Below are 25,729 nucleotides of genomic sequence, written 5' to 3'. Positions count from 1 at the left end.
AAAATTCGGTAAATTAACCGAAAAATAATGAAGTAACGTAAGCTATTTTGACCCCACTCTTTTCCTAATTCGCTGCTAATCAGCGTACCGCCGTTCAATGAACGTTTCGTTACCCAGAATGTCAGGTATCAAGACTAATTCTCAGCAACGAAGTCGTAGATCACTCGACTCATGCGGGCGATGGCTTCTTTCCCGGCCGGTACATCGCTCAGGTTTTTGCTGAGAATCACCAACACGTACCGACTCCCGCCGGGCAATTCCAGAATGGCCGTATCGTGTTGTACGCCGGTAATGGATCCCGTTTTGTGCGCAATTTTGACATCCGGCGGAAGCAATTTGGGAATCAGATCTTTAAAGTACTGATCGGAGAGAATCTGCACCATTTCTGCAGAGCCCTCCACTTTTCCAAGGGCAATGGCCTCCATGATCCGCATCATGTCCAGTGCCGTGGTGGTATTGCTGAGGCCGGCATCAAAGGCCTTGAGGTCTTCTACGCCCCGCAGCACCTGTATGTCTTCCGCTCCCAGGTCACGCATGGTTTGGGTCACGTTTTTTGCATCGACCCGATCGATCAGGATATTGGTGGCCAGGTTGCTACTTTTGATGATCATTTGGTACATCAACTCGTAGATCGTGGCTTTTTCGCCGATTCGTTCGTAGAGTTCCTCCTGACTATCCACGCCCAAATCCATACGGAAGGAACTGCCATCCACGATACTTTTAAATTCATTTACAATACGAATGGAATCCTGCAAATCAAACTCACCCGCAGCTGCCTGCTTGTAAAGCTCAATCATCACCGGAGTCTTCATCGTGCTGGCCGCATGAAATACCTCCGACTCGTTGATGAGCAGTTCCCGGTCCGTGTCGTCCAACATGCGGAAAGCCAGCCCAAAATCTCCTTCGGTGGCTTGCATCAGTGAGCGAATTTCTTCTTCCAACGCACGTAGCCCGGATTTTTGCGCGGGTCCGGAGCAGGCAAACAAGAGGATCAACGGGAAGAGGAGGGTTGTTTTCATGGCGTGGTTTTTTTTATATATGGTTAAAGCAACAGTGCGACCCAGGCCATCACGGCCAAAAAGGCCACGACTGGGCCCAGCAAGATAAAGAATAATCCCCCGCTACGAAAATCTTTTTGCTCCACCAATCCGGTGGCATAGGCGATGGCATTGGCGGGGGTAGACACGGGAAGCAGCAGGGAACAGGAACAACTGATGGCGACCATCACCGGTCCGGCAATGCCGTAGATGCCCGGTAGGGCCAAACTCAGCGGTACCAGGATGGAAGCCGCTGCCGTATTGCTCATGACGTTGGAAAGCAAAACGGCTACCAGACAGAAGACAATGGCAATCGCCATATTTGGCATCGGGAGGGCATTGATTTTTTGCATGACGATTTCCGCCAGCCCCACTTCTACCAGCGCGATGCCCAGCGCCAATCCACCGGCAACCAGCATCAGGGTATCCCAGGGAAGGCTTCGGACATGTTCGGAATGAATCACCTGCGTCATGGTCAATAGCACGATGGGAATGGCCGAGGTAGCGGCCACAGGAATGCCGTGAAGCGCCTCGGTGAGCCACATAAGCACCGTCACCACCAGGGTGAAAATAACAGCATTTTTTTGAAAACGCCCTACTTCACCCTGTCCTTTGGGCAAAAGAGACAGGTCGAGTTGGACCTCCGAAAAATCCTGCGTCTTGCAGAGAAATTTCCAGAACAGCCACACCAGCAACAAGCCCGCGGGAAATCCTACCAACATCCAGTCAATAAATGTAATGCTGATCCCTTTTTCCTGAAGGGCTCCCACAGCAATGGCATTGGGGGTACTGCCAATGATAGTGCCAATGCCTCCTACCGAGGCCGCCGCCGGAATGGCCGTCAACAGGGCCTTGCCGTACGGTGACTTTCTGCCGATCAATTGTACCAGTGGGATAATCGAGGAAATCATCATCGCCGTGGTGGCGGTGTTGGACATGACCATGCTGGCGATGGCGGTAGTCATCATCAGCCCCAGCAATAAGCCTTCCGGCTTTTGGCCGAATCGCCTCACGGTAAAGCGAAAAAGCTGTCGGTCCAGCTCCACCAGACTCATGCCTTTGGCCAGAAAGAAGCCCCCTAGCAGCAGCCAGACCACATTGCTGGTCCAGGTACTCACATACAGATCCGGGGGCATGGTTTGTTCAAAAAAGAAATCGGTACTAAAGCCTACCAGCAACGCAGCAATGATAAAAATACCCACAGCAAACGGAGGCATGGCTTCGGAAACCCAAAGACCGATCGCCAGAATGCTAATGAAAAACACAAAGTTAACCGGTGGATCGTAGCCGATCTTTCGGAAAAAATACGTCACCACCAGGGCAATCAGGAAATTCCCGATAAAGGTAGAGGTGGAAAAAATCCAATTCAGCTTGAGCTTTCGGTAAAGGATGCGTGCGGCGCTTCTGGAATCGGAATAAAACATGCGCGATTTTGATCTAACTAAAAAAAGGTCGGAAATGCACCCTGCGTTTCCATCTGCCAAAAATACGTCCTGTACCTTTCAAGGACAAGGTGTTAGGTACAAATAGCCCCGTTTTTATAAAAAAAACAGATCCGGGTCAATCCAATACGGCTCCTCCGCTCGTAACTCCTGCCAACGATACGTAAAACCGCTAAATACAATTTACCATGAAAACGAATTTGAAAATGACAAAGACACTTAGTTTGGGATTGCTGGCAGCCGGTATTGGGCTCTTTACCGCCTGTAACGAGGACCCGGAACCGGAAATGCCCTTTACACCGGGTATGGAAACCTTTGACTATGGTTTCAACGAAGGCCAACTGCTGAACAACCCGGCGACTGCTTATAATGGAGACGGAGCGGGTGACCATCCCCGAAACTTATCGGCCAAGCTGGAGATCAAAGAAATGGAAAACGGCAATGCTGAAGTGACCATCCGGCTGGAAAACGGACTGGATGGCATGCAGTATCCGGTGCACGTCCACGATGCTGCGGATCCCAGCACCACACCCAATGGTACTCCCTATAATGAAACGCCGAATGGGGATATCTTTGCCGGCATGATCAGCGTAAGCAACGGCATGGGTAGTCAAACCATGCAGACGGAGATGAATTACGACATGCTGCTGGACACTTACGATGGTTTTTTGGTGGTACACGACCCTACGCAGGCTATCAGCACAACGGATTTGGGCACTTACCTGGTATTGGGTGTATTCGGGCAGGAGCTACCGGAAGCTGAGGCCAATCTTCGTACCGAGACCTTTATGTATGATTTTAATGAGGGCCAATTGCTTGACAATACCGATCTGGCCTACGATGGAGACCATGCCCGTAACCTGATGGCAGAGATAATGGTGGAAGAAATGATTGACGGAACTTCCAAGATCCGCATCAGCCTGATGAATGCGATGGAAGGCATGACGTACATGGTGCATGCCCACGATGCCGCTGATCCTTCTACCACTCCTAACGGTACCCCTTACAATGAAACGCCCAATGGGGATATCTTTGCTGGAGGCATAGAGGGCAACGGCGGCACGGTAATGGCTGAAAATGAACTAGCGATTTCTTTCAATGAGCTGACTAGAAATTACGAAGGATTTTTGGTCGTACACGATCCCACACAGGCCATCAGCACAACGGATTTGACCACCTATTTGGTAGTGGGAGCCTTTGCAAGGTAACTTTTTAGGAATAAATGTTGGTGGGGAGGTCATGGGAGCGATTCCATGGCCTTTTTTTGTTCGTTCTGGTGAGAAGCCGACTGTCTTTCCAGAGGGACCTCCCCTGTCCGCCCTATTTTCGGGAGGGGAGAAAGGGTGATAAAAAATTAGCGAATGGGAACCAAATTTGTGGTACTTTTGTCTATTGATTCCAAATGGGGCTGACCGGTTTTGACAGTAGGTGTAAGGACTGGGCTCGCATGCAGGCTGGAGTATGTACGGCCTTAAACGATTCATACGAACCATACTTGGCGAATCTAATTACGCCATGGCTGCCTAATCTTACCCTTCGGGGAATAGATACTGCTTAAAGGGTCGAGCTTCGATAGATGCTCCCCGGCCACATCCCACTACCCGTTGCACTGTCCGGGTAGAGTTGGGGTGTCGACTTGACGGTGCTGCTCCCTGTGAGGCTACTAAGCAGGGCTAAGACCAGTGGCTAAGCCGGAAGTAGGTGTGTCACCCAGCAGCTTTCGGCCGACAATTCAATCGGTGACTAAGCATGTAGACGGTACGGTGTTTCCCTATCTGGACGCGGGTTCGACTCCCGCCAGCTCCACACCTTCTAAACCCTAACTAACTTTAAATAGGTTGGTTGGGGTTTTTTGTTTTTAATGAAGTATTATTTGGGGTGTTGATTTTAGCTTTTTGGAGGACAGAACAAACCGTACCGGCGGGTTTTCGCTACGCTATTTTGGATCGAAGGCTGGGCCTTGTACTGGTGAGGTACCCTTTCGGATAAAAATTTTTCCCCGGTCTCCGGAAGATAAAATGGGCATGTTTTTTTTGGAGAATGCACCGCTGCGCGCGAATCGTCTTCAGCCTGAATTACCACCTGGGAAAAATGACCCCGCAGGAATGCATCGACTATCCGGTGGACAAAGGCGGGCTCGAGCAAGCCAATGCCCAGGCGGAGGTGCGGAGGTCATTCGAAGGAAGATACGGCCCCTTGTACCAAATTGCCTACCTGGTCGGCGGCCTTCAATTCTATGCACTCAAGCGGGAATAGGTGGATGCGGGCAGCCTGCCGGAAAAAAGCCCTCCATGACTTTTTCTTGCAGCAAAATTCCATGCCGGTAGCATTGATTCGACCGCATCTGTCTGGAAAAGAGATCCCCTGGGACTACCGCAGCAACTGGAAATTTTTGGCACCATAATCGGATTAATGTCCCTCGGGTAGCACCCATTCGTTTGGCGTTTTAGAAAAACGAAGGGATACCTGAACCCGGACGCGTAACGGTAGCAACGCTTGCTACCGAGGCTAAGGAAATCGGGCAAAAACCCAAGAATACCCAAAATCTAAAACGAAATTCGATCAAGTCGCTTTCGAGGTATATAAAGTAAGTTTGTTCAGTTGGTTTTTTTTCGGCAGCTGTGTGCCGGAGAGAGAGGATACGCAAGGAATCCGAAATGAGTTCGATACACCAACAAATACACGTGGTTGACACTTGTTTTTGTAAGGTTTTTTTTGAAGATTTATAGAAAAAAACCGATTAAAGGCTGCGAAAAAATTTTCCATTGAACGCATCCATTCTCGCAGTCACGTAATCGAGTTCGTTCGTTGGCCCCCTTTCCCAAAACCGCTATGTTTGGATCCGTTATTCTGGAAGTCGTCATCGGTCTGATTTTTATCTTTCTGCTGCTAAGCCTATTGGCTACGACCGTATCCGAACTGGCTATGAACCTCCTGTACTCCCGGGGAAAAAACCTGCAGCTTGCCTTACAAACCATGCTGGACGACGAACAGGAGGTCCTGTGCACCAAGTTTTTTGACCATCCGCTGATTCAGAAATTGAGCAGGAAGGGAGGAAAGGAACTCCCGTCCTACATTCGAAACGAATACTTTTCCACCGTACTCGTCGAACTGCTTCGCGGAGGTGCCGACGAGCGGTTCGAAACCATCGAAGCGGCCATTGCGGACCTACCCGATGGAAAAACCAAGGAAGTACTCAAAACCTTTGCACGGAATGCCAACGGAAACTTGACCGATTTCAAGAAAAACCTGGAAAATTGGTACCAACACACGATGGATCAGGCGACCGGCTGGTACAAGGCCAACCTTCGAAAGGTATTGTTTGGCCTGGGATTGGTCATCAGCATTGTTTTCAACGCCGACACGCTACGCATCGCAGAACGCCTGTCCCTGGATCCCGCAGCCCGGCAGCAAACAATCGCCCTGGCGTACGATTTTTTGGAAAAACGGGAGGATTCTGCTGCCAGGGACACCACCCTTACCCAGCTTCAGCAAAAAATCCAGACTCTGGTCGAGGAGGACATTACCTCTGCTTCTTCGGTTCTGGGGATGGGCTGGAACGACGCCCCTCCTGCCCATATCCGTTTTTTCTCGAAGCTATTGCCCGACCGCGTCTGGTGGTACTACGTGCTGTATAGCATGCTAGGATGGATCATAACGGCCTTTGCCATTACGCTAGGCGCACCGTTTTGGTTTGATCTGCTCAAAAAAGTTACCAATATCCGTGCCTCGGGAGAAAAACCGACCGAAAAATAAACGAAGTCAACGCCTGCCCTCGTCCACTAGACGGAAACTCCGAAATTCCCGATTGAAAAACCACCCGCCCACCACGCGCACAACTAGCCAATTTCCTCCAGCTCATGAAAGACTCCATACGCCAACATCTGGCCGAACCCCGTCAACTTGAATTACTCTACCGCTCGAACAAAATCGCCTTCCGACAAGCATTCTACGACCTGTACCCGGAATTGCAAGCCTCTCCGGTAGCTGCTTTCTGGCGGGAACGACTCACCTACGAACCGGAAGGCCTCCACTGGGGCAAACAAAAGGAATGGGGCATCGTCCTGGGCCTGGCCGTACTTGCCGGTATCGCCGCCAAACTACCCCTCATCCTGGGCATCAACGAGGAGTTTTTCTACCCCCGAAACCTGGGCTTTATCCTCTTTGGCTCCCTATCTGCCTTTTTTTGCTGGAAAAATCAACTGGAAACGCGACAGGTACTCCGGATCGCCGCCGCCGGCTTGTCCGGCATGCTGTACCTCAACCTACTTCCTGCCAATCCCAACAGCGATACCCTGATCCTGGCTTGTCTGCACGTCCTTTTTGTTCTGTGGTGGCTGTTTGGTTTTTCCCATGCGGGGGGAGGACAGCAACGCGAAAAAAGATGGATCGCCTTCCTCAAATTCAACGGCGATCTGCTGGTCATGTGCGTCCCGCTGGCCATGGCTGGTGGCCTGCTAAGCGGCCTTACCATTGGGCTCTTTTCCCTGATTGGCCTACCCATCGAAGCCTTTTATACGGAATACATCCTGGTGTTTGGCTTGGCGGCCCTGCCCCTGGTCAGCGCCTACCTGATCCAGACCAACCCACAAGTGGTGGGTAAAATCTCGGAGGTGGTTGCCTCCCTGTTCAGTCCGCTTGTGCTACTGATGGTGACTAGTTACCTGGGGGCTATTCTCTATTCGGGCAAAAACCCTTACACTGACCGGGAATTTTTATTGCTCTTCAATGGCTTATTGGTAGGGGTGCTCGCCCTGATTTTCTTTTCCATCGCCGGCCTTTCCTACCAGCGAAAAAATCGCTGGGAGATTGGGGTATTGACCCTGCTTTCCCTGCTGAGTATACTGGTCAATGCGGTCGCGCTGTCAGCTATCGCCTTTCGTTTGGCCGAATGGGGTGTCACCCCTAACCGCATGGCCGTGCTGGGAGGGAATGCCTTGATTCTGCTACACCTGTTATGGGTAAGCAAGAAGTTGATCGGTGTGCTTCGGGGCAAAGAAGATTTGGAGGCCGTACGAAAAGCGATGCAGTCCTACCTGCCCGTTTACCTGGTCTGGGCCATTCTGGTCAGCCTGCTCTTTCCGATCCTTTTCGGATTCGCCTAGATCGACCGTTCATCCTCGAATGCGCTCCCGCATGGCCCCCGGCAAAAACACACCTTGCTTACACGAGTCCCGCTTCTCCATTCCCTTCTGCTGAAAAAAACACGAAAAAAAACGGATACTATGGTATTTTTTTGTATCTTTACCGGATTACCTTTTTTCCGCATTCCCAAAACCTGCCCAAGAAAACCGTCGGCTTTGTGAAATGGATGTACTCGGCCCGCTAGTTACCCCGGTATCTCCCATAAAAACCGAAGGAGCGGTATAAACTTTTCAAGCACAGGCATGTTTAATCCGCACGCCCCGTGTGCTTTTCAACATTTAATGATACAATACCATGATTCCACTGATTAAAACAAGCGATGCAGACGCCATCTTTTCTACCATTAACGAACTGACTCCCGAGGAGAAAACCAAAGAAGTACGGCAATTGGTAAGTGAAATTCAGCATGCGAAAAAAGTGACGGATGCCAGCATGCCGCGCAAAGTCATCCAACTGAACAGCTACTTTGAGGCCAAATTTGAGAAAAACGAGCAGCTCATCGCCATGACACTGGTGTTGCCCAAAGCAGCTGACCTGGAGGCCAATAGACTGTCCCTGTTTTCTCCGCTCGGCGTTGCCCTGATCGGATACAAAGAAGGAGATCGGGTGGAATGGCCCCTGCCAGTAGGCAGACGAATCATCCAAATTCTCAAGGTGAAAAATCCAGAAACTGTTCCAGCTTCCTAGCACGTCACCCAGAAAATGGCTTTTTGGCAGACAAAAATAGGCTGGCAGGGCTACACCATCCACAAGTAATCTTGGCCTTCGGTGAAAGATTCGGCGTCCAAAAAGTTCTGGATCCACCGTTTGCCCTTCACGTTTCCTACCATTACCAGCAACAGGGCTTTTCCCCGCAATTGCCCGGCCTCCGCCGGCGTAATCACCGGCAGCGTATCCTTTCGCAGTTCCGGGATGAGCGCAAGGTATCCTGCGGGCTTCCACCCGCGGCGTCGGAAAGGGACCAGCCTCCGCTCCACGGTCCGGCCGTACCCGCAGATCCAAATGGGCCTCCCTTCCGGAGAAACGAAAGCCTCGGCAGCGGCTTCCCGAAAGGCCCGTTTGGCATAAGCAGGATGGCTGCGGGACAACCTGCCTTCCCAGTCGTTCCAGACAAGCAGGCATTCCTCCAATTTCGCAAACCGCACGCCCTGGTGCATCCAGCGAAGCCATAAATCGAAATCTTCCGGCACCGCATGTCCCATTTCGTTTCGTTCCCGGTAGGAAGCCATGTTGAGCAATTCCCGGCGAAACATGACCGATGGGTGGATCACCACCGCTTCTGCGTAGCGCTTTGATTCCATCTTTTCGTGCGTATCCAGGTCGTTTACCTGGCTGACAAAGCGGGCAAAGCCGGGATTTTTGCCTGGGTCTCCTCCGTACCGCACCCGACAACTTACCAGCCCCACCTCAGGATTTGCATCCAGGTACTGCTGCTGCACGGCAAACCGGTCTCCCAGACAAAAATCGTCCGCATCCATCCGGGCTATATAGGTACCACGGGCCGCCGCCAAACCGGTCAGCAACCCGTTTACCAATCCTGCTCCCCGGGCTTTCACCATCCGAACCTGGGGATGGGTTAGCGCTTCATTGACAAACGGCTGGCAACGGGGATCCATGCGCTCGTCCACCAAGACAAGTTCCATCCCGGTATGCAGGCAGGAAATCGTGCCTTTCAGGCTTTCTTCCAGGAATGGCGTGTACGCTTGTATCGGTACAATGACGGAAACACTGCACGTAGGCATAGGTATGATGAGTTGGTGGCCGGACAGCAGTCTACCCGCCTACCACCACGGTCCATTTTCTAATTTCCCAGGAACGTACCAAACCATTTTTTACGTATGGATCCTCCCGGACAAAGGCTTCCGCCGCCGCCGGGCTTTCTCCCCGAAACAATAAGATGGCCCGGTCTGCCGGGTCGGCCAGGGCTCCTCCCATCAGCAAGTCTCCGTTTTGGTGATGCTTCCCGGCAAGGGCCAGGTGCTCCTCCCGGTACGCGCCGCGCCTTTCCAGGTAATCGGAGGCCACCGTATACATAAGCAGGTAATGATTCATGCGGTATCGATTCAGTGATTTTCCCAATGATACGGATTTTAGGCAACGATTTAAAATTTTGTGCACCGGTACGGGAGGTATTCAACCCACACGTCCCGGTCAACGAACTCAAAATCATAAACTTAAAACCCAAAATAATGCATAATATATCCTTCTTTTTGCTATATTGACAGGCAAACCGGACGAATGCGCCGGTAGCTAGCAACCACCAAAACCCACACACATGGACGAAAACGATGCAGCACATGCGGAGCCCGACCCCAAATCTGCACTTCGGGACCTGCTTCCCGAGGCCGGTTACCGGGCCGGACGGCTACAGGGACTAACGGCCGTCTTCAACGGCCTCGGGATCGGTTTGTTTCTGGGGCTGCTGATGGGGCTCTCCGTATCGCCCGTGGTGAGCGGGGTGATCGGAACCATCACCTCCCTGCTTGCCGTACTGATTGGATTGAATGAAAAATTTCTGGACCCGGTCAAAAGCCTGCGTATCGGCTCCTTTGGCTTGTTTTCCGCCGTGGGTATTTTGCTGGGACTGTACATCCGGTCCAACGACCCCTTCGCTCCCAGCCTTTCTGACAAAATGCAGGAATACCTGGAGATTGGCTACAGCCCCGAAGAGGCAAAGGTCTTGGTAACGAACTTTATCCGCGCCGATTCTTCCCTGGCCATCCGCCAGGCGAACGTGCTCTACAGCGACGAAATCAGCATCACGGCCTGCGACCTGCTCGTCTATGCCGATCCCTCCACCCCCGCTTCCGAGGTGTTCAACACCTTCGAGACGGCAGGAGGCCTATGGGCCAAGGTAGCCACTAGCTTTCGAAACGGCCTGAGTGAAGGCGATTCCAAAACAGCCCTATTGCTCCTTCGAGATGGACTTTGCGCCGGTAATGGGCAGGGAGCGCAGACGCTCGGCATTCCCAAAGGCATACAGACCGAACAGGAGCTGCCCGCACTGGAACAACAACTGCGCGGCCTCGACGCACCCTGGCCCGATATTGTCCGCCTGATGGAAGAAAATTTTCCGGCAGCAACCCGACAGCAAATCTATTCCCGACTAGTTGACGAACTCCGCAATGACTAAATTCCGCTCCCTTTTAATGGGCATCACGTTCCTTTTGGTTTACCAGGCTTCTGCCCAGACATTTGATCCCGGAAGGGTAAAAAACTCCCTGGTGAAGGTATTGGTGACGGTCGATAACCGCTCTTCCAATGCCCTGACAGGATTCGTCTGGAAATCGCCGGAACAAATCGTCACCTCCCTGCACGGCATGAGCCGAACCGGAGATATCCGCATTTTGTACCAGGGCCAGGCCTGGCGGAAAGCCCGCATCAAAAAAGTACTCCAAAAAGCCGACCTGGTCTTGTTGGAACTCCTGCCGGGACAGGCAGCGCCTCCGGCTGGGGTGACCCCGCTGGCCAGCTATTCTCCGGAAAAAGTCCCCTTTGGCAGCAGCATCTATGCCATGGGGTTTAATGGAGGTGCCGCCGGGAGCTCCTCCCGGCAGTTAAAAAAAGGCTTCGTAGACCCCGAAACCCTAGCCAACCTCATTCCAAAAAAGGACAAAGACGCTTTGGCCCGCATCGGGTTTCCGGCCCTGGATTTAAACATCCTGTACCTGGAGGGTAGCCTGCTTCCGGGATTTTCGGGAGCACCGGTCTTTGATGGCCGAAGCCGACTCGTAGGGATTGGCGACGGGGGCCTGGAAAAAGGCGCCAGCAACGTGAGTTGGATCATCCCGGCCCATTACCTGACAGAGCTGGAAAATTCTACCTCCACCAGCCTGCCGGCCGGATTCGAAAACCTGGTGCAACTCTTTTCTGCGGCAGCCACAATCGAGCTTCCCCAGGAAACCACCGCCAGTGCAGACGCAGAAAGAAGCGATACAGAAAAAATGTTGGAAAATAGTTTCGTCAGCGATGAAGGCGAGTCAATCGAGGCGCTGGGCTTTGCCTTTTATCCCATCAAAACCCGCTCCCTCAGCGAAATGATGGACACCTCCGACGATCCGGAAAACATTGAAATGCTCTCGGACGAGTTTGCGTTGGACTTGAACATTCAACTCGATTACGACAACATGTACTTCGATATTTACGAGGATATCAACAACGGCGTGGTACTGGCGGTACCGGAGGGGCAGTACCTGTATTACAATCCGGCGGAGGAAGCCTTTCAGGTAAGCGGTGCCGAAGGCAGCGACATGCAGGTGTATTTTTACGGGGTGCAGGACGACTTTTCCTCCGTTAATTTTGAAGAGTTGCTGCTGGTCATGGGAGAAACCATCAATCAGAATTTTGCCTTCCGCTACGGTATGAGTGGGTTTACCGTGGACGAAGAGTACTCCGTCTGGAATGAATTCGAAGGCGGAAGAAAAATCGCCTGGATCCTCTCCCTGGGCAACGAATACCTGATGGGGCAGGATGGCCTGCAGTACGGCCTGTACGTGTACACGACCTTGCTGCTGACGGAAGAAAAAACCTTTATCGCGATTGCTACCATCCCCGTACCGGTGGAAATGCTGGCATTGGCGCTGACCACCGGGCTGGATTGCAACAATCCCGGCATTTACGCCGAATACTGTACGTATTTCAACAAGGTATTCCAAACCTTCGCCGCCACCCACCTAACCAATTTTGCCTATTGAAACCCGATCCCTTGGGGCCTGACTAAGCGAAGGTGCGGAAGCTTTTCTAATTCGTTGGCTCAGTCTTGCTTTTCCAATTCGCAAATGAGCATCTCTATTTGTTGTTGGTTGGCTTCAATTATCTTTTGTTGTTCTTTAATTGCATTGACCAAAACCGCCATTAAATTCATGTATTTTAGTTTCAGATGTTGGTTGGATTTATCGATGCTAACCAATTCCGGCATAATTGATTGTACATCCTGTGCCATAAACCCCATACGTTTTTCTGAGGAATCATCAGATTTGTACGTGTAAATTTTAGCATCTAATTGCAAGGCTTCTGCAAGACCGTATTGAAGCAAAGAAATATTGTCTTTTAACCTGTAATCAGAACCCGCCACGACACAATTATCATCTTCCGAGCAATCGCTGTCCGCACAATCAATTTGTCCATCACCATCAACATCGATTCCGTTATCACAAATTTCTGTTTTAACATCCCCATCTTCGTTATCCAACGAGCACGAGGAAAAACCTATAAATAGAGGTAATATAAGGACAAAACGAATGTTTGTTTTCATGGTGAAGTTACTTTTATTGTTTCGATACCGCATCAATTTAAAAAAAAAAATAGTAGTAAAATAAAGGATATCCGTTTGATTTTGTTAAAACCTTATCTAATGGCAAATTGCCCTCAGGAAAATGATCGAATTTGTATAACCAATTTCAGTAAACGTTTCATTTGTAAAAGTTGGTCTGTTTCTAAACGCTCTTTTTAGTCCTTACCGAACCGGAACGGGGAATACGGGCAGGCTTTCTGCACCATTTGCTCCCACGGCCTGCACGGCAAAGAAGTAATTGTCCTTGGAATACGGCAGTTCCATTTCCAGCGCTTCGGTATAAAATTTTCGCTTCCACATGGAATCGCTCGTTTCCCGCATCAGCACGTAGTAGCCGCGGGCGGTACCGTTTTCCGGGCTTTTCCAGCGCAGCCGCGTGGCATTGCTCAGCCCGCTGATATCCACCCCTACTTCCTGCGGCACCCCGGGTGCGGAGGCCAGACTGGCCAACACGGCCAGGTTTACCGCAGTATTTTTACGCAGGTATTCGTAGTCAATGTGCTCGATCAGGTCCCCGTATTGCTGCCCTCCTTCCATTCGAAGGTCCTGGTGCTGCTGGAAATAGTTTTCGTTCATTTCGCAGAGACGCACGGCCGTAAACCCTTCCCGGGAGAAGGGGGTGTGGTCCCCTCCCCGTAGAAACCGGTCGTTGCGGTAGATCAATTTGATCTCCAGCTGATCCACGTAGCGCTCGCCCACCTCCTTGATGTAGCGGGCCAGTTGCCGGGACTTGCTGTCGTTTTCGGCATTGGTGGAGCGGCGCAAGGCGGCCATTTGCTCGGTTTCTGCCAACGGAATGCCCTCGCTAAACACGCGAAGCCGGGTATTGTCCCGCAAGTTGGTGCCGCTGGAAGCGCTGTTGCCGATCATGTCGTTATTGATCATGGCAACCAGGTTCCAGTTTTCTTCGGTTGCCCGACGGGCAAGGTGGGCCGCGCCGATCAGTCCCTGCTCTTCCCCCGATACCGCCACAAAAACAATGGTAGCCGGAAAGGGCTGCTGACTCAGGATTCGAACCATCTCGATCAGGGCGACCACACCGGAACCATCGTCGTTGGCGCCCGGGGCATCGTCGGTAGCGTTCATGATGTCTGAAACCCGGCTGTCAATGTGTCCGCTAACCAGAAAAACCCGGTCGTCGTCCGGGTCGGTACCTTGTAGCGTAGCCATCACATTTCCCATGCGCACCTCCCGATCCACGCGACGCCCGTTCGGTTCCACCTGGAAATAATCAATTGATGCACGTAGCCTGCCTCCGGAACCTGCTTCGAAGGAACGGAAACGGGACAAGACGTATTGCCGGGCGGCTTCGATGCCACGCCCTTCCTCGTCCGGGCTTAGCGTATGCCGCGTGCCGAAACTCACCAGGTCTTCCAGGTACTGCTGCAAACTGTCGGTGGACACCTGCGCCACCATGGATGCCAGTCCAGGATCGCGGTGCACGGCAGGCACCTGTGCCCTTCCCGAAAAAGGCAGCGTGAGAAGAAAGCCCAGACCGAGTAGGACCAAATAAGGGATAGCATAGAGATGGATTCGCTGTTTCATAGCACCAAAGTAATCAATTTTCGCAGCCATTGCCGAAAAAACAGCCTGGAAAAAACCCCTACTGGGTGGATTTTCTTTTACTTCCCTGCTGTGGGGTTGGGTAGGTGACGAAACCCGCTTCCTCCCCGAACCAAAATAAACCGACCCGGTCCCGTAACTAGCACAGGTTTTGATACGTTACCATGCGGTATACCCCCCGTAAAAAAAAGAAAAAAGCCATGCCCTTACTCCTTATTGTTGAACGTGTACTCCTTGTCGGATTGGTCCTGTTTCAAATCAGCTGTGCCCGAAATCCGGTGACAGGCAAAAAACAGCTGGTGCTGATGTCCGAAAACCAGGAAATCCAGATGGGGAAGGAATCGGACCCGGAAATACTGGCCTTCTTTGGCCGGTACGAGGATCCCGATTTGCAGGCATTTATTACTGAAAAGGGCAACGAAATGGCCGCAGTCTCCCACCGACCCAACCTGGCCTACGAATTCAAGATTGTCGATTCCCCGGTGATCAATGCCTTTGCAGTACCGGGGGGATTTGTGTACTTCACCCGGGGTATCATGGCCCATTTTAATAATGAGGCCGAGTTTGCCGGTGTATTGGGGCACGAAATCGGGCACGTGACGGCCCGCCATTCCGTGATTCAGCAGCGCAACAACCTGCTGGGACAGTTGGGCATGATCGCCGGTGTGGTGCTGGTGCCCCAGTTGTCGGAATTTATCGAGCCCCTTTCTCAGGGCATGCAGCTGGCCTTGCTGAGTTTTGGGAGGGATGCCGAACGGCAATCCGACGAACTGGGCGTGGAATATTCCTCCAAAATCGGCTATGACGCTGTGGAAATGGCCGGATTTTTTGAAACCTTGGAGCGACAGCAAGATAAAGCCGGAGGCAGTACGGTACCGGAATTTCTATCCACCCACCCCTCACCCGCTGAGCGAAACCTCACAGTGGCCCAACTGGCAGAAACCTGGAAGGAAAAACTGAACCTGACAGACGCCGAGGTAAACCGGGAAGCCTATTTGCGCCGTATCGAAGGACTGGTCTACGGGGAAGACCCCCGGCAGGGATTCCTGGAAAAGGGCGTGTTTTACCATCCCGAACTAAAATTCCGCTTTCCGGTGCCCGCCGACTGGAGCTTTCAAAACAGCCCCCAACAGGTTCAAATGGCGCCCAAAAATGGCGAAGCCGTCCTTTCCCTTACCCTGGCTTCCGGTGAGAACCTTCGCGAGATGGCCAATCAGCTGGTGGAAAACTACCAGCTGGAGGTCCTTTCCCTAAGCGAAGAAAAAGTCAACGGCCTGCCCTCCGTGCAGCTATATGCCGAACAGAAACAGGAAAACGGATCCGGTATTCGGCTGTTGGTGTATTTTATCGAGCACAGCGGTACCCGGTATCAGTTGATGGGATTGGCCGAAAGCGGCAATTTCTCCAGCTACGAATCCGCTTTTCTTTCCACCATGAACAATTTCAGCGTGCTGAAAGAGGCGGACAAATTGAACCGGCAACCCGAACGGCTGCGCATACAGACGCTTTCCCGGGACACAACACTGAAGCAGGCGCTAAAGGCGCAGGGCATGCCCGATGCGCGCCTGGAGGAACTGGCCATCCTAAACGGTAGGAAGCTAGACGAATCCCTGCCGGCAGGAACCCTGATCAAGGTACCAAAGTAATTGAAAACTACTCATCCTACCCTTGGAACCCAATTGTCGCTGCGCACCGTATCGGTTGCCCTGCAATAATGTATCCGATCAAAGGGGAAGGAAGGGGCGTGCGTATCGATCGGGGCAGGTATAGGGTTCTCCCTTCGTTCTACCCGCTATCAGGGGTCGTCGACCCAAAAATCAATGTGGTAAATGGCTGAATTTTTGTTGGAAATCAGCGAATCAGCCGGCAAAATCCGAAACTGCAGACGCTCCTCCGGTACTTCAAGCGTGGTCGAAAGGTAATCCGCGATGGCCTCGCCTCTTCTGCTACCGATTCGGTCCACCGTAGCGACGGCCGCTTCTTCACCAATGTATACCAGGCACTGCTCCTCGAGCGTCAAGACACTGTCCGGAACCTGAACGGCGCTGTTTACAAACGCACGAAACAAGGAATCCGTCGGATCTGGTTCGTCTAACTGCTTCTTTTGGGCCTCATTTAATCGCTCCGGGATGGTATCCCCAAACAGGTAGTTGGTCCAGGACTGGCTAAGTGCATACCGCTCTACTTCATCGTACCTATCCGTTACGCGTTTAAAGGCGACGTTTAGCTCAGGCTTGGCATGCAGCACTTTCGCCAGATCGGTTAATTGCCGCTCTTGCTCCTTGTTTAGCGATGTCTGCAGCAGCCCGAATTGAATGGATTTGAGATCCTCTTCCTTTACCTGAAAGGAACGCGCCAATAACCGGTAAGGGGCCGTCACTGCTTTCAGCAAAATATTACGTACCGTACTCCAAATCACTTTTCCGAGCCGATAATTCGGGTCGTTCAGATCTCCCTCTACGGGAATGTCCAGACTGATTTTACCCTCCAGGTCTTTCAGCAGGCTCACCGCCAATCGTACCGGTAAATCGTACAAGGCCCGCTCACCTGTCTTTTCTCCAAAGTTGAAATCATCGATCTCGACCAGATTGCTACTCGTAATGATTCCCTCCCTGATGGAGGTTTCGCAGGTATACCACATCTCGCCAGTCGCTATGGGATGCGCGACATAAAAACTGGTATAAGGCGCAAAGGGCGGAAGCCCGGTTCCGGAGACCGTGTACCGGATATCCATATTCGAAGGATCGCTAGTAAAACTAACAATCTCTCCCTCAAAAATACCCGTATCGTTCAATCCGGCCCCCAGATGAATGGTGAATTTTTCCCGGCTTGAGTACAGCGAATCGCCCAAAAGCCGCATTTCGGTAAATTTGTAACGGAAGGGCTCTGGTAACGTGTAATCGACAAACCGAAATTCGGACTCCGCGATGGAGAGCTCCCGGATTTCGTAAACGGATTCCTGATAGGATCGGACCGTTCCCTGAAGGTAGTACGCCAGGACCAAAAATGGATTGGAATAGTCCAGCGAGTCGTCAACGCCAGGTTCTTCGGAAGTAGAGGCCTCGGTCAGCAGTAGCCTGGAGAAATTGTTGCCTTCTTCGTACAGCTCAAAAATGCTGTAAAGCCCGTTGGCATGTAACCGGTCAATGGCATACACGCCTTCTTTCATGCGAATGGTATCGACTGCCACCTCCATCAGGTCGGCAGCCAGCAAGGCCTTCCCTTCCGGGTCTGTCATTTCAAAATTTCGGAGACCAACGCTACCGGAAAGGTCCAGCCTATCGGTATCTTCCCAACTGCCCTCCACATGAAAGTCGGCGAGCAACTTTCCACTTAGGTTGCCGAGCTTCATCACGTTCCTAAAGTAGGGCTCTACGAGTTGCAAATCGACGTCCGTCGCCTGCATACGCAAGCTATACCTGGCATCCCCCGGACGTATCCCGACCACAGATTCGATTTGTCCTCCCGAGGAAACGCGCAAGGCCACATGCGCCGTCAGGGTATCCATTGCCTCGGTAATTCGCGGAATCTCGATCGCAATCGAATCAAAGCCAAGAAAGGGAGCAATATCGCTGTGGTAGTTTACTTCCCCCTCACGAAGGGCAATATTCGCCAGGGTAAATCGCCAGGGATTTGCTTCCGGTACTTCGGGACTAGCGATTTCGGTATCTGTAGGTTGATACAAATCATCAAAATTAAACTGCATGCCCTTTTGAACAATTTCCACGGAGAGCCCTTCTACGTCAAGGGAACGAATAAAAAAATGCCTGTTTACCAACGCCGGCAACGAAATCCGGGTTGAGAGCTTATCGATGAATAAAAAAACGTTTGCCGTATCTTTTTCCCGTATTTCCAGGCCCTCCAGCTCCACTTGTCCCGAAAACCAATGGATGGAGAGGTCTTCCAGAAAAATTTCCCTTCCTACTAACTCCCGGTCGTTTTTCTCCAGATAATCCTTGAGAAAGGCAGGAACTCCAAGGAAAAGAACTATCAAAAGCAGTACCACTACTCCGAGGAAAATCGAAAGCGTACGCGACAATGGTTTCATTGGACTAAAAATACAACAAAAACAGAAATTGGATAAAATATGCCAAGGAATTTTATCTCAATCACCGCAGGGCAGGGGATAGTCGATCGATTGCGGTAAGCGGTCAAAACCAACGGAAACCGGGAAAGAAGCATTGCGACGAATCGCGGGCGAAAACCAGCCACGGATCGCTTTGCCCAGATTTCCCGCTTGCAGGGAATTAACTTTCGATGAATTTTTTGTAATGCTCGTAGCGCAGGAAGATGTCCCGCACGTAGTGGTAGGGTTCGGTTCCCCGCACAAAACCGTGGCGGACCACCTCGTCGTAATAGTAGCGTTTGTCCATCAACTTCAGGATGTATTCCTCCACATTGTCGTCCCAGATGGTTGGGTCCTTGCCGTGCTTTTCCGCCAGGCGCATGGCATCGTACACGTGCCCCGCGCCACAGTTAAAGGCCGCCAGGGTAAACTTCACTTTTTGTATGGAATCCTCCACCGTTATAAAATTGGCTCGCATTTTTTCCAGGTAGCTGACGCCACCCCGGACGTTTTGTTCCGGATTGAAGCTGTTGCTGACCCCTACTTCCTTTGCCGTGGCGGGCATGAGCTGAATCAAACCGCTTGCGCCCACCCAGGACCTGGCCCGGGGGTCAAACTGCGATTCCTGGTACACTTGCGAGCAAAGGAAACGCCAGTCCCAACCGATTCTTTCGGCATTTTCCTTAATGATCGCATCGTATTGGCTGATTTTGTTACCATTTTTGCTGAAAAAGTCGCTTTGTATCCTGCCCCGGAAGGATTTCGTGTTTTTAAAGTACTTGTTGTAAATCACGTAGTAGTCGTCCTCCTTTTTCTCCTCCCGTATCCAGGCGTTGATGGCTTGCAGCAGTTCCGGAGAATTTTGCCGTACGGCCCAGGCAATGCGCTGGGAAAAGGAAATCCGGGTGTCGATGTGCAAAATGGGGTAGTAGGTCTTGTTGATGGCCGCGATGTTGTAATCCGCCACCGTCCGGTCGATCTCCCCGTCCACTACCATGCGGATGATTTCGTCGGTGGGTATGTTGCCGTCGATATGGGCTACGGGGATGGTCGCGCCGATTTCGTCCTGCAGGTTTTGGAGCCGCTGGGAATAGGACGAATTTTCCCGCACCCAGACGGTATCGTCAGCCAATTCGAGTGTATTGGAAATCACCTGCTTGTCAATCTTGTAGCCCGGAAGCGAGCGCCAATTGTCCGGCATGCGCTGCACCAGGGCCTGGTGGGTGACGTAATGGTTGTCGGTGAAATGCACCAGTTGCTTGCGCGGCTCCGTGATTGTCAGGCCGTAGGCAATCAAGTCCCCTTTGCCCTCGTTTAGCAGGGTAAACAACTCGTCAATGTCCTCTGCGATGGTGATTTTTAGTTCCAGGTCCAGGTGCTCCGCGAGGCGGGACAAGAGCTCGTACTCAAAGCCCATGGGCATGCCCTTGTAGAGAAAATAACTCGTGGAGCTGTAAATGGTGATGGCATGCAGCACCCCGTCTTCCTTGATTTCCGCCAGGTCTTTTGAAACGGTATAAGGTACAGGTTCGGCCTCCATCACCTGCTCCTTTTCACCAGAACAAGCAGCCAAAATCAGTAACACAACACTAAATAAGGTATTTTTTCGTACGTCCATAAGCCCGGTAGTATAACGAAATAAATGAATAAAGCAAGGAATTGTTGAATTTACTGCCTTTATTGACCCCGGTAGCGCTGGAATTTCGGCGCAACAAAAACCTGTCAGGTTTATCTAATTAACGTCGTCACGGGTTGAATACGAATAAAACCTGACAGGTTTGTGGATGCTAGCGACCACCTACCCGAAAGCTTAACCCAACTTTTCCTGAAAGAAATCGATGGTCCGGCCCCAGGCCAGCTTGGCGGCAGCCTCGTCGTAGCGGGGTGTAGAATGGTTGTGAAACCCGTGGTTTACCTCGGGATACATAAAGGCCTGGTATTCCTTGTTATGGGCCTTCAGTTCGGTTTCGTAGTCCGGCCAGCCGGCATTCACCCGGGTATCGAGTCCGGCAAAATGCAGCATCAACGGCGCCTGAATCTGCGGCACCTCCTCCGCCGTAGGCTGTCCCCCATAAAATGGAACGGCAGCACCCAGGTCCGGTACCCGCACGGCCATCATATTGGATATCCAGCCACCGAAACAAAATCCCACCACACCGGCTTTGCCGGTGCAATGTTCGTGGCCCTTTAGCATTTCGTAGCCGGCGATAAAATCCTGCAACATGTCCTCCCGCTCCCGTTTGGACTGCAGGGTACGGCCTTCGTCATCCGAACCCGGATAGCCCCCAAAAGGTGTCAGTGCATCCGGGGCAAAGGCGATAAACCCATCCAAAGCCGCCTGATGAGCGGTATCTTCGATATAGGGATTGAGCCCGCGGTTTTCGTGCACCACCAGAATGCCCGGAAGCGGGCCACTTTGGTCTTTGGGGCGGGTGAGCAGGCCTTTCATGGTGCCGGCTCCTTTGGGCGAAGCATAGCTCACGTATTCCGATATCAGCCGGGGATCGTCCTGGGTATAGCGCCGGGCAGCGGCGTAATTGGGCATCAGGTAGCCCATAATGGCCGAAACGGTCAGCCCGCCTACGGCAAATTTCGATAGGCGCTGCACAAAATCCCGGCGCTCGATGCGGCTATGGGCATAATCGTCGTACAGGTCAAATACTTCCTGGTCCAGGTCTTTTTTATCAATTGGTTTCATATGATTATAATTTGCTTTTAAATGGCCATATGGAATCTCGCATGCTTTATAATCATTCCTCCGTGGGTTGCTTACTTCATGCTCGATTTCATGGGTAAAAAGGATTAGTAGTTAAGCATATAAGGTACCCTATTTTTCCGAAAATTAGTTAAAAAGCCGGCGAAACTTTTCTTTTTGGGAGGGATGCCTTGGAAAATTCATCAGGGAAACCAGGAAGGGATTTTATAACCTCGGTCTTTCCATTTCTTAGGGCATCAGTTTATTGGTGAAGTTTTATTCCGCTACTCTTTCAAATAGAATATTTTTCACCGTGCCCTCCGATGCCACCTCAAAATACAGGATGTCCTGCTTATTTTTTCCATGAAAACTGTATTTCGTTCTTCTATTCGCCCCAAATACTCCGGTTTGCCCCTCGGTGAGAACCAGACGATGGTTGGGGTACGTTAAAACCAGTTGCTGATCGATTACTTTTAGCACATAGGTTACATCTAGTTCTTTGGAATAGTAGTTCCCTGCATAGATTTCCAGATGCTGATTGGGCTGATCCGCTAGTTGGATTCTCTCAAAATAAAAAATAGCACCGCCAAAATCTACCTGTAGCGCATCATCCGCATCTCCTTGTCCAAAGGCGTAGGTAATATACGGATTGTCGATTCGGAAGAATCGATTCGGGCCTTCCGGAATGAGGGGCGTGCCCGTACTTCCCCTGCTGCTAACCGCTTTCAAGGTATCGTTCTCCACATAAATAGCCATGCGCAAATCGCTGTTTAATTCCTGGTAGGTTCCGGTAAGGGCCTTTAAGTCCGCCGGCGAATGAGGGGTAAACGTTGCCTTTTGGCCGGCTTCTGCCGGTTCCTGCACAAACAGGTCCAGGATCTGGTAGGAGAGATTGACGGCATTGATAGTTTCATCGTTTGCAAATACGACCACGGCTACGTTTAGAGCTGGCACGGCGATAAATTGGCTGCGCATGCCCCGATCCCGTCCGCTGTGATTGTAGGTGGTAAGCGCCTTATAGGGAGAAACAAATAGTCCCCTGGCATAGCTCATCCGTTCTCCATTAGTCAGGGTATCCCGTTGCGTGAGGAAATCTTTCAGGTAGGAAAAATCATGTGCGGGGTTTAGGAATAGTTCCGACCAGCGGAGCATATCGGGAATGGTGCTTTCCATGCCGCCGGCTCCCACGCAAAGCGTCAGGGATTTTGGTTGCTTATACCCCTGTTCGGTGGCGTAATACGGATAAGCCCGGTTGGGGACAAGGGTTTCCAGATCCTGGATAAAGAACGTTTGTTCCATATCCAGGGGGTCGAAAAGTTCCCGTTTTGAAAATTCATGCTGATCCATCCCGGACACCCGTTCCACAATCAGGGCCAGTAAAACATAGTTGGTGTTGGAATAAATCATTTTTTCGCCTGGGGCGTTATTGACACCTTTTTGCCGGAACATCAGGTCTTGAATCATTTCATTGGTGTAGCCCTGATGGCTGTAGTCAAAGCCTTTTAAATCCAGCAGCACGTTGTGGTTTCGGATTCCACTGGTATGGTTGAGCAAATGCTTTATCCGGATCGTGTCCCCATAAAACGCCAATTCCGGGATATACGTTCTTACATCCTCCGCTATGGATAACTTACCCTGCTTCTCCAATAGACCGATGCAGGCGGCTGTAAATTGTTTGGTAACCGAGGCCAGCCCAACCACCGTGGAATCATTGAATGGGAGCTGGTATTCCAGATGCATATTTCCCCTGCTGCCTTGGTAAAGGACCTGCCCGTCTTTTACCAGGCCAACGGTTACTCCGGGATGTGATTCCTCCGGTACCACTTCCATTAACAGCGCATCGATGCTGTTCTTCACCGGGTTTTGGGCATGTACCTGAACAGCCGTAAGTATCCAGAATAAGAGGCAGAAGGATTTCATTTTGATAGGTGGTATCTGGTTTTCTACGAAGGGAGGAATACAGGCAGTTATTAGGTTGCTGCCTGACTTGCTTTAAACATTCGGAAGAAGAAAAAGGGGAGAAAGCCCAGGCCAAGGAGCAAAAAGCCCAGCCCCAGCAGCAGACCGGCCCCTTGTAAATGGAGTAATTTGAAAAGGCATGCCGCAATCAATACCATACCAGTCAGGGAACCCACTATCCATTGGAGTTTTCCGGAAAGGTGTAAAAACAGCCTGTTTTTGAGTTTGGTTACCAGTAACAAGGGCATGAAAACAAAGGCAAAACCCAACATTCCGGCATACAGTAAGGAAGTGGCCCCCGGCAAATACATGATTTTGAAAAAGGCACCGAGGGTAGCCGAAAGGGCAAACACATAGCCTGAGAGGAAGGTGCATTGGTTTAGGAGCAGGCGCTTTTTATGGTTGCGTAGATAAAGCGTTTCCTGCTGTATTTCTCCAAATCCATTGGGCGTGATTTGCGCATACGCGGCTTGAAAGGCATTTTCAAAGGATTGCCCGCTTTGCATTTCCGCCTCGACAACGCAACAAAAATGGTCGATCAGGTCATCCTGCAATGCTTTGTCGGCAATTTCACTGTGCCGAATGGCCCGGCTGATGATGGTTAGTTGTTGCTCGGAAATCATACGGCTGGAGTGGTTTTCGTGTCGGTAAAGATGATTTTGTGTAGCGTGCCCATAAAGTCGGCCAACTCCCGCACGGCCATTTTCTGCTCGCCTTTGCCTTTGGGTGTCAGGGTATAGTATTTTCGTACCCTTTTCCCGATGGTAACTTCTTCCGTAGTGACCATCCCGTCGCTTAGCAGCTTGTGCAAGATCGGATAGAGGCTACCGTCCTTGATCAGGATTTTACCGTCCGAAATGCCCTTTACTTTCTGGCAGATTTCGTATCCGTACATTTTTCCGTTTTCTTCCAGGAGTTTTAAAATAATTACCCCCAGGGTGCCTTTTAACAATTCTTTTGAATACATAGGGCAAATATACATCATATTCCGATATATCAATATAAAAGGTATAATTTATTACACCCTTTCAAAAATGCGTCCAGGCAATACGCGGATTTAGTCGGTAATGTGAAATCCGTAGCAGAAAATGCACCTAAATTTTGAAGACATCTGTTTCCAACCGATCGCCTTTTTACAGGATCCCTCCTCCCAGGACCAATCGGATGATTCCCACCAGTACGGCGATGCCGCAGAGCACCATGCCTTCGTTGGATTTTCCGATCGCACTAATGATCAAGCCGATAATGGCGAAAGGGATATTGAGCCAATTAAACCAGCCCAAAAGCGGGATAAATCCCAGCAACATACCCAAGGCGGCCAGTACGCCAAGGATTAATCCAACTGTTTTCATAGGAATCGTCTGTTTTTAGTCAAGGTCTTTGCCGAAGGGGGAAGTAGGGAGAACGGAACAAACGCCGCAACGCAGCGCCCCTGTACCGGCATTCCGGGCGACCTGCGGGTACCGCGCGCGCCTCCGGATTACCGCCACCCCATGCCCACCCTCCTTTCCCACAAACGGAGGTCCATTAAAACTAGCAAAATTTTCCTGTTAGACGCAACGCGTTTTAGAAATAGTTGCTACTTCAATCGGATGGGGGGGAGCATCGGACGGCGATTTTACCGGTGGGGGGTAGTTGCTGCGGAATATACTGCTGCCTCGATTTCCACGTAGCCCCTGTCTCCCATGGGAAAAACAATAGCTGCGGACGGAGATAGCGATCGGACGCGCCGGAACGGACGATAAAAACCGGAGCACACCATCTAGAAGCGATCTATTCATTTATCAAAAAATCGTGTCCGTATCTTAATAAGCGGCTTTTGGCAGGATTTTTTCTTCCCTATTCCCATTCCTTCCATCGCACGAAAGGCGGCAAAATTGCTACCACCTCGCAAAATATCAATGTAAACAACAATTTATCCATAAAAAAATTTGGATCGTTACAAAAAATTACTAAATTCACTTCCATAAACGGTCAATACTACCGTTGACCGGTTTATTTTCGTTTTCGTTGCTGACATCGTGTTTTGTCAGGGGTCCTTTTTGATACAGACATCTTTAGCGGTTGTAACAAAAAGGTTTTTCAATCAACTTCAACGCCGAAAACTGTTGACAGGAATCAGCTTTTTCCAAAAACAAATCTACCAATTTACCAACCTTTAGGTGTCGTTTCAGTCCCTGGTGACTTTTTGAATGTCGATTACACCGCTGTGCTTAAAGGTTTTCGTTTCATCGAGCTTGTGTCTCCGCTGTAAACAGGAATTTGGCATTTCTACGTGTTTACCCTACGAACGCCTTTTGCGTATGAAACCTTTTTTAAGCGCACCGGAAGGTCTCCCATGCCTTTGGCTGAGAACCCTATCCGCTCCGAAAAAAATCTGGCCCCGCCTGATTTCGGACCACTGCCACACATCCCATGACAAGCCGGCCGACAAAAGCCCGGCCCACCCCAACCGTTCCGCATGGCGCCGCAAAGCAACGGAATCAGCCCCTTCCCAAGCGGAGGGCTCCGGAACCCACACACGGGGAG

Annotated in this window: 21 protein-coding genes and 1 other RNA gene; 9 read left to right on the top strand and 13 right to left on the bottom strand. The window is 51.1% G+C overall.

Going from position 1 to position 25,729, the window contains the following annotated elements:
• Nucleotides 1–134 precede the first annotated feature (134 nt).
• Nucleotides 135–1,019, bottom strand: coding sequence for a serine hydrolase (locus tag BMW71_RS21165; protein ID WP_092178481.1), 885 nt, complete (start codon nucleotides 1,017–1,019; stop codon nucleotides 135–137).
• A gap of 23 nt (nucleotides 1,020–1,042) precedes the next feature.
• Nucleotides 1,043–2,461: an SLC13 family permease gene (locus BMW71_RS21160; protein ID WP_092178479.1), complete on the bottom strand. Its 1,419-nt coding sequence runs from the start codon at nucleotides 2,459–2,461 to the stop codon at nucleotides 1,043–1,045.
• 224 nt (nucleotides 2,462–2,685) lie between these two features.
• On the opposite strand from BMW71_RS21160, the gene BMW71_RS21155 reads away from it, so the two are divergent.
• The 6 genes from BMW71_RS21155 to BMW71_RS21130 all read left to right on the top strand — a co-directional run bounded on the left by BMW71_RS21155 (nucleotide 2,686) and on the right by BMW71_RS21130 (nucleotide 8,311).
• A complete protein-coding gene (locus BMW71_RS21155; RefSeq protein WP_143057723.1) occupies nucleotides 2,686–3,687 on the top strand; it encodes a hypothetical protein in 1,002 nt (333 codons plus the stop codon).
• Nucleotides 3,688–3,883: 196 nt separating this feature from the next.
• Nucleotides 3,884–4,288, top strand: a transfer-messenger RNA (tmRNA) gene (ssrA, locus tag BMW71_RS21150).
• Nucleotides 4,289–4,570: 282 nt separating this feature from the next.
• Nucleotides 4,571–4,735, top strand: a complete 165-nt coding sequence (locus BMW71_RS24070) for a hypothetical protein (protein ID WP_317041169.1) — start codon at nucleotides 4,571–4,573, stop codon at nucleotides 4,733–4,735.
• A 576-nt stretch (nucleotides 4,736–5,311) separates the two neighbouring features.
• The gene (locus tag BMW71_RS21140) at nucleotides 5,312–6,235 is read left to right on the top strand and encodes a hypothetical protein (protein WP_143057722.1); all 924 of its coding nucleotides are present in this window, start codon (nucleotides 5,312–5,314) and stop codon (nucleotides 6,233–6,235) included.
• A gap of 104 nt (nucleotides 6,236–6,339) precedes the next feature.
• Nucleotides 6,340–7,584, top strand: a complete 1,245-nt coding sequence (locus BMW71_RS21135; protein ID WP_092178473.1) for a hypothetical protein — start codon at nucleotides 6,340–6,342, stop codon at nucleotides 7,582–7,584.
• Nucleotides 7,585–7,918: 334 nt separating this feature from the next.
• Nucleotides 7,919–8,311 (top strand): GreA/GreB family elongation factor, encoded by a 393-nt coding sequence (locus BMW71_RS21130; RefSeq protein ID WP_092178471.1) that lies wholly within the window; start codon nucleotides 7,919–7,921, stop codon nucleotides 8,309–8,311.
• A gap of 50 nt (nucleotides 8,312–8,361) precedes the next feature.
• On the opposite strand, the gene BMW71_RS21125 is transcribed toward BMW71_RS21130, so the two are convergent.
• Nucleotides 8,362–9,366: a glycosyltransferase gene (locus BMW71_RS21125; protein ID WP_092178469.1), complete on the bottom strand. Its 1,005-nt coding sequence runs from the start codon at nucleotides 9,364–9,366 to the stop codon at nucleotides 8,362–8,364.
• Between the two features lie 31 nt (nucleotides 9,367–9,397).
• On the bottom strand, nucleotides 9,398–9,676 hold the full coding sequence (locus tag BMW71_RS21120; protein ID WP_092178624.1) for a YciI-like protein: 279 nt from the start codon (nucleotides 9,674–9,676) through the stop codon (nucleotides 9,398–9,400).
• A 223-nt stretch (nucleotides 9,677–9,899) separates the two neighbouring features.
• Here BMW71_RS21120 and BMW71_RS21115 point away from each other — a divergent pair, with 223 nt between their 5' ends.
• Complete coding sequence (locus BMW71_RS21115; RefSeq protein ID WP_092178467.1) at nucleotides 9,900–10,757, top strand: hypothetical protein; 858 nt, start codon at nucleotides 9,900–9,902, stop codon at nucleotides 10,755–10,757.
• On the top strand, nucleotides 10,750–12,318 hold the full coding sequence (locus BMW71_RS21110; protein ID WP_092178465.1) for a S1 family peptidase: 1,569 nt from the start codon (nucleotides 10,750–10,752) through the stop codon (nucleotides 12,316–12,318). The genes BMW71_RS21115 and BMW71_RS21110 overlap by 8 nt, the downstream gene beginning before the upstream one ends.
• A gap of 59 nt (nucleotides 12,319–12,377) precedes the next feature.
• Here the strand turns inward: BMW71_RS21110 and BMW71_RS21105 are convergent, their stop codons facing one another.
• Both BMW71_RS21105 and BMW71_RS21100 read right to left on the bottom strand, forming a co-directional pair.
• On the bottom strand, nucleotides 12,378–12,878 hold the full coding sequence (locus BMW71_RS21105) for a tail fiber domain-containing protein (protein ID WP_177179727.1): 501 nt from the start codon (nucleotides 12,876–12,878) through the stop codon (nucleotides 12,378–12,380).
• Nucleotides 12,879–13,079: 201 nt separating this feature from the next.
• Nucleotides 13,080–14,462 (bottom strand): M28 family metallopeptidase, encoded by a 1,383-nt coding sequence (locus BMW71_RS21100; RefSeq protein ID WP_092178623.1) that lies wholly within the window; start codon nucleotides 14,460–14,462, stop codon nucleotides 13,080–13,082.
• A 218-nt stretch (nucleotides 14,463–14,680) separates the two neighbouring features.
• Between BMW71_RS21100 and BMW71_RS21095 the strand changes: the two genes are divergently transcribed.
• Nucleotides 14,681–16,126 (top strand): M48 family metalloprotease, encoded by a 1,446-nt coding sequence (locus BMW71_RS21095; RefSeq protein WP_092178622.1) that lies wholly within the window; start codon nucleotides 14,681–14,683, stop codon nucleotides 16,124–16,126.
• Nucleotides 16,127–16,275: 149 nt separating this feature from the next.
• Here the strand turns inward: BMW71_RS21095 and BMW71_RS21090 are convergent, their stop codons facing one another.
• The 7 genes from BMW71_RS21090 to BMW71_RS21060 form a co-directional block, all read right to left on the bottom strand.
• Entirely contained in the window at nucleotides 16,276–18,528 is a 2,253-nt protein-coding gene (locus BMW71_RS21090; protein WP_092178462.1) for a DUF748 domain-containing protein, read from the bottom strand.
• A gap of 199 nt (nucleotides 18,529–18,727) precedes the next feature.
• Nucleotides 18,728–20,164 carry an MltF family protein gene (locus BMW71_RS21085; protein WP_092178461.1) on the bottom strand — a complete coding sequence of 479 codons (1,437 nt, stop codon included), beginning with the start codon at nucleotides 20,162–20,164 and terminating at the stop codon, nucleotides 18,728–18,730.
• A gap of 192 nt (nucleotides 20,165–20,356) precedes the next feature.
• A complete protein-coding gene (locus BMW71_RS21080; protein WP_092178459.1) occupies nucleotides 20,357–21,244 on the bottom strand; it encodes a dienelactone hydrolase family protein in 888 nt (295 codons plus the stop codon).
• 273 nt (nucleotides 21,245–21,517) lie between these two features.
• Nucleotides 21,518–23,161 (bottom strand): serine hydrolase domain-containing protein, encoded by a 1,644-nt coding sequence (locus BMW71_RS21075; RefSeq protein WP_092178457.1) that lies wholly within the window; start codon nucleotides 23,159–23,161, stop codon nucleotides 21,518–21,520.
• 50 nt (nucleotides 23,162–23,211) lie between these two features.
• On the bottom strand, nucleotides 23,212–23,823 hold the full coding sequence (locus tag BMW71_RS21070) for a hypothetical protein (RefSeq protein WP_092178455.1): 612 nt from the start codon (nucleotides 23,821–23,823) through the stop codon (nucleotides 23,212–23,214).
• Nucleotides 23,820–24,167, bottom strand: coding sequence for a PadR family transcriptional regulator (locus BMW71_RS21065; RefSeq protein WP_092178453.1), 348 nt, complete (start codon nucleotides 24,165–24,167; stop codon nucleotides 23,820–23,822). Before BMW71_RS21065 ends, BMW71_RS21070 begins: the two co-directional genes overlap by 4 nt.
• Before the next feature lie 166 nt (nucleotides 24,168–24,333).
• Nucleotides 24,334–24,552: a hypothetical protein gene (locus BMW71_RS21060; protein ID WP_092178451.1), complete on the bottom strand. Its 219-nt coding sequence runs from the start codon at nucleotides 24,550–24,552 to the stop codon at nucleotides 24,334–24,336.
• Between the last annotated feature and the right edge of the window lie 1,177 nt (nucleotides 24,553–25,729).

Source organism: Cyclobacterium xiamenense, assembly GCF_900109255.1.
Lineage (GTDB): Bacteria > Bacteroidota > Bacteroidia > Cytophagales > Cyclobacteriaceae > Cyclobacterium > Cyclobacterium xiamenense.
The sequence above is the reverse complement of the archived record's forward strand: the minus strand, read 5'-3'. Positions and strand labels throughout refer to the sequence as shown.

What these genes read in the sequence shown, in the direction of transcription:
- BMW71_RS21165 (WP_092178481.1), bottom strand. Translation starts at nt 1,019, where the DNA reads ATGAAAACAACCCTCCTCTTCCCGTTGATCCTCTTGTTTGCCTGCTCC.
- BMW71_RS21160 (WP_092178479.1), bottom strand. Translation starts at nt 2,461, where the DNA reads ATGTTTTATTCCGATTCCAGAAGCGCCGCACGCATCCTTTACCGAAAG.
- BMW71_RS21155 (WP_143057723.1), top strand. Translation starts at nt 2,686, where the DNA reads ATGACAAAGACACTTAGTTTGGGATTGCTGGCAGCCGGTATTGGGCTC.
- BMW71_RS24070 (WP_317041169.1), top strand. Translation starts at nt 4,571, where the DNA reads ATGACCCCGCAGGAATGCATCGACTATCCGGTGGACAAAGGCGGGCTC.
- BMW71_RS21140 (WP_143057722.1), top strand. Translation starts at nt 5,312, where the DNA reads ATGTTTGGATCCGTTATTCTGGAAGTCGTCATCGGTCTGATTTTTATC.
- BMW71_RS21135 (WP_092178473.1), top strand. Translation starts at nt 6,340, where the DNA reads ATGAAAGACTCCATACGCCAACATCTGGCCGAACCCCGTCAACTTGAA.
- BMW71_RS21130 (WP_092178471.1), top strand. Translation starts at nt 7,919, where the DNA reads ATGATTCCACTGATTAAAACAAGCGATGCAGACGCCATCTTTTCTACC.
- BMW71_RS21125 (WP_092178469.1), bottom strand. Translation starts at nt 9,366, where the DNA reads ATGCCTACGTGCAGTGTTTCCGTCATTGTACCGATACAAGCGTACACG.
- BMW71_RS21120 (WP_092178624.1), bottom strand. Translation starts at nt 9,676, where the DNA reads ATGAATCATTACCTGCTTATGTATACGGTGGCCTCCGATTACCTGGAA.
- BMW71_RS21115 (WP_092178467.1), top strand. Translation starts at nt 9,900, where the DNA reads ATGGACGAAAACGATGCAGCACATGCGGAGCCCGACCCCAAATCTGCA.
- BMW71_RS21110 (WP_092178465.1), top strand. Translation starts at nt 10,750, where the DNA reads ATGACTAAATTCCGCTCCCTTTTAATGGGCATCACGTTCCTTTTGGTT.
- BMW71_RS21105 (WP_177179727.1), bottom strand. Translation starts at nt 12,878, where the DNA reads ATGAAAACAAACATTCGTTTTGTCCTTATATTACCTCTATTTATAGGT.
- BMW71_RS21100 (WP_092178623.1), bottom strand. Translation starts at nt 14,462, where the DNA reads ATGAAACAGCGAATCCATCTCTATGCTATCCCTTATTTGGTCCTACTC.
- BMW71_RS21095 (WP_092178622.1), top strand. Translation starts at nt 14,681, where the DNA reads ATGCCCTTACTCCTTATTGTTGAACGTGTACTCCTTGTCGGATTGGTC.
- BMW71_RS21090 (WP_092178462.1), bottom strand. Translation starts at nt 18,528, where the DNA reads ATGAAACCATTGTCGCGTACGCTTTCGATTTTCCTCGGAGTAGTGGTA.
- BMW71_RS21085 (WP_092178461.1), bottom strand. Translation starts at nt 20,164, where the DNA reads ATGGACGTACGAAAAAATACCTTATTTAGTGTTGTGTTACTGATTTTG.
- BMW71_RS21080 (WP_092178459.1), bottom strand. Translation starts at nt 21,244, where the DNA reads ATGAAACCAATTGATAAAAAAGACCTGGACCAGGAAGTATTTGACCTG.
- BMW71_RS21075 (WP_092178457.1), bottom strand. Translation starts at nt 23,161, where the DNA reads ATGAAATCCTTCTGCCTCTTATTCTGGATACTTACGGCTGTTCAGGTA.
- BMW71_RS21070 (WP_092178455.1), bottom strand. Translation starts at nt 23,823, where the DNA reads ATGATTTCCGAGCAACAACTAACCATCATCAGCCGGGCCATTCGGCAC.
- BMW71_RS21065 (WP_092178453.1), bottom strand. Translation starts at nt 24,167, where the DNA reads ATGTATTCAAAAGAATTGTTAAAAGGCACCCTGGGGGTAATTATTTTA.
- BMW71_RS21060 (WP_092178451.1), bottom strand. Translation starts at nt 24,552, where the DNA reads ATGAAAACAGTTGGATTAATCCTTGGCGTACTGGCCGCCTTGGGTATG.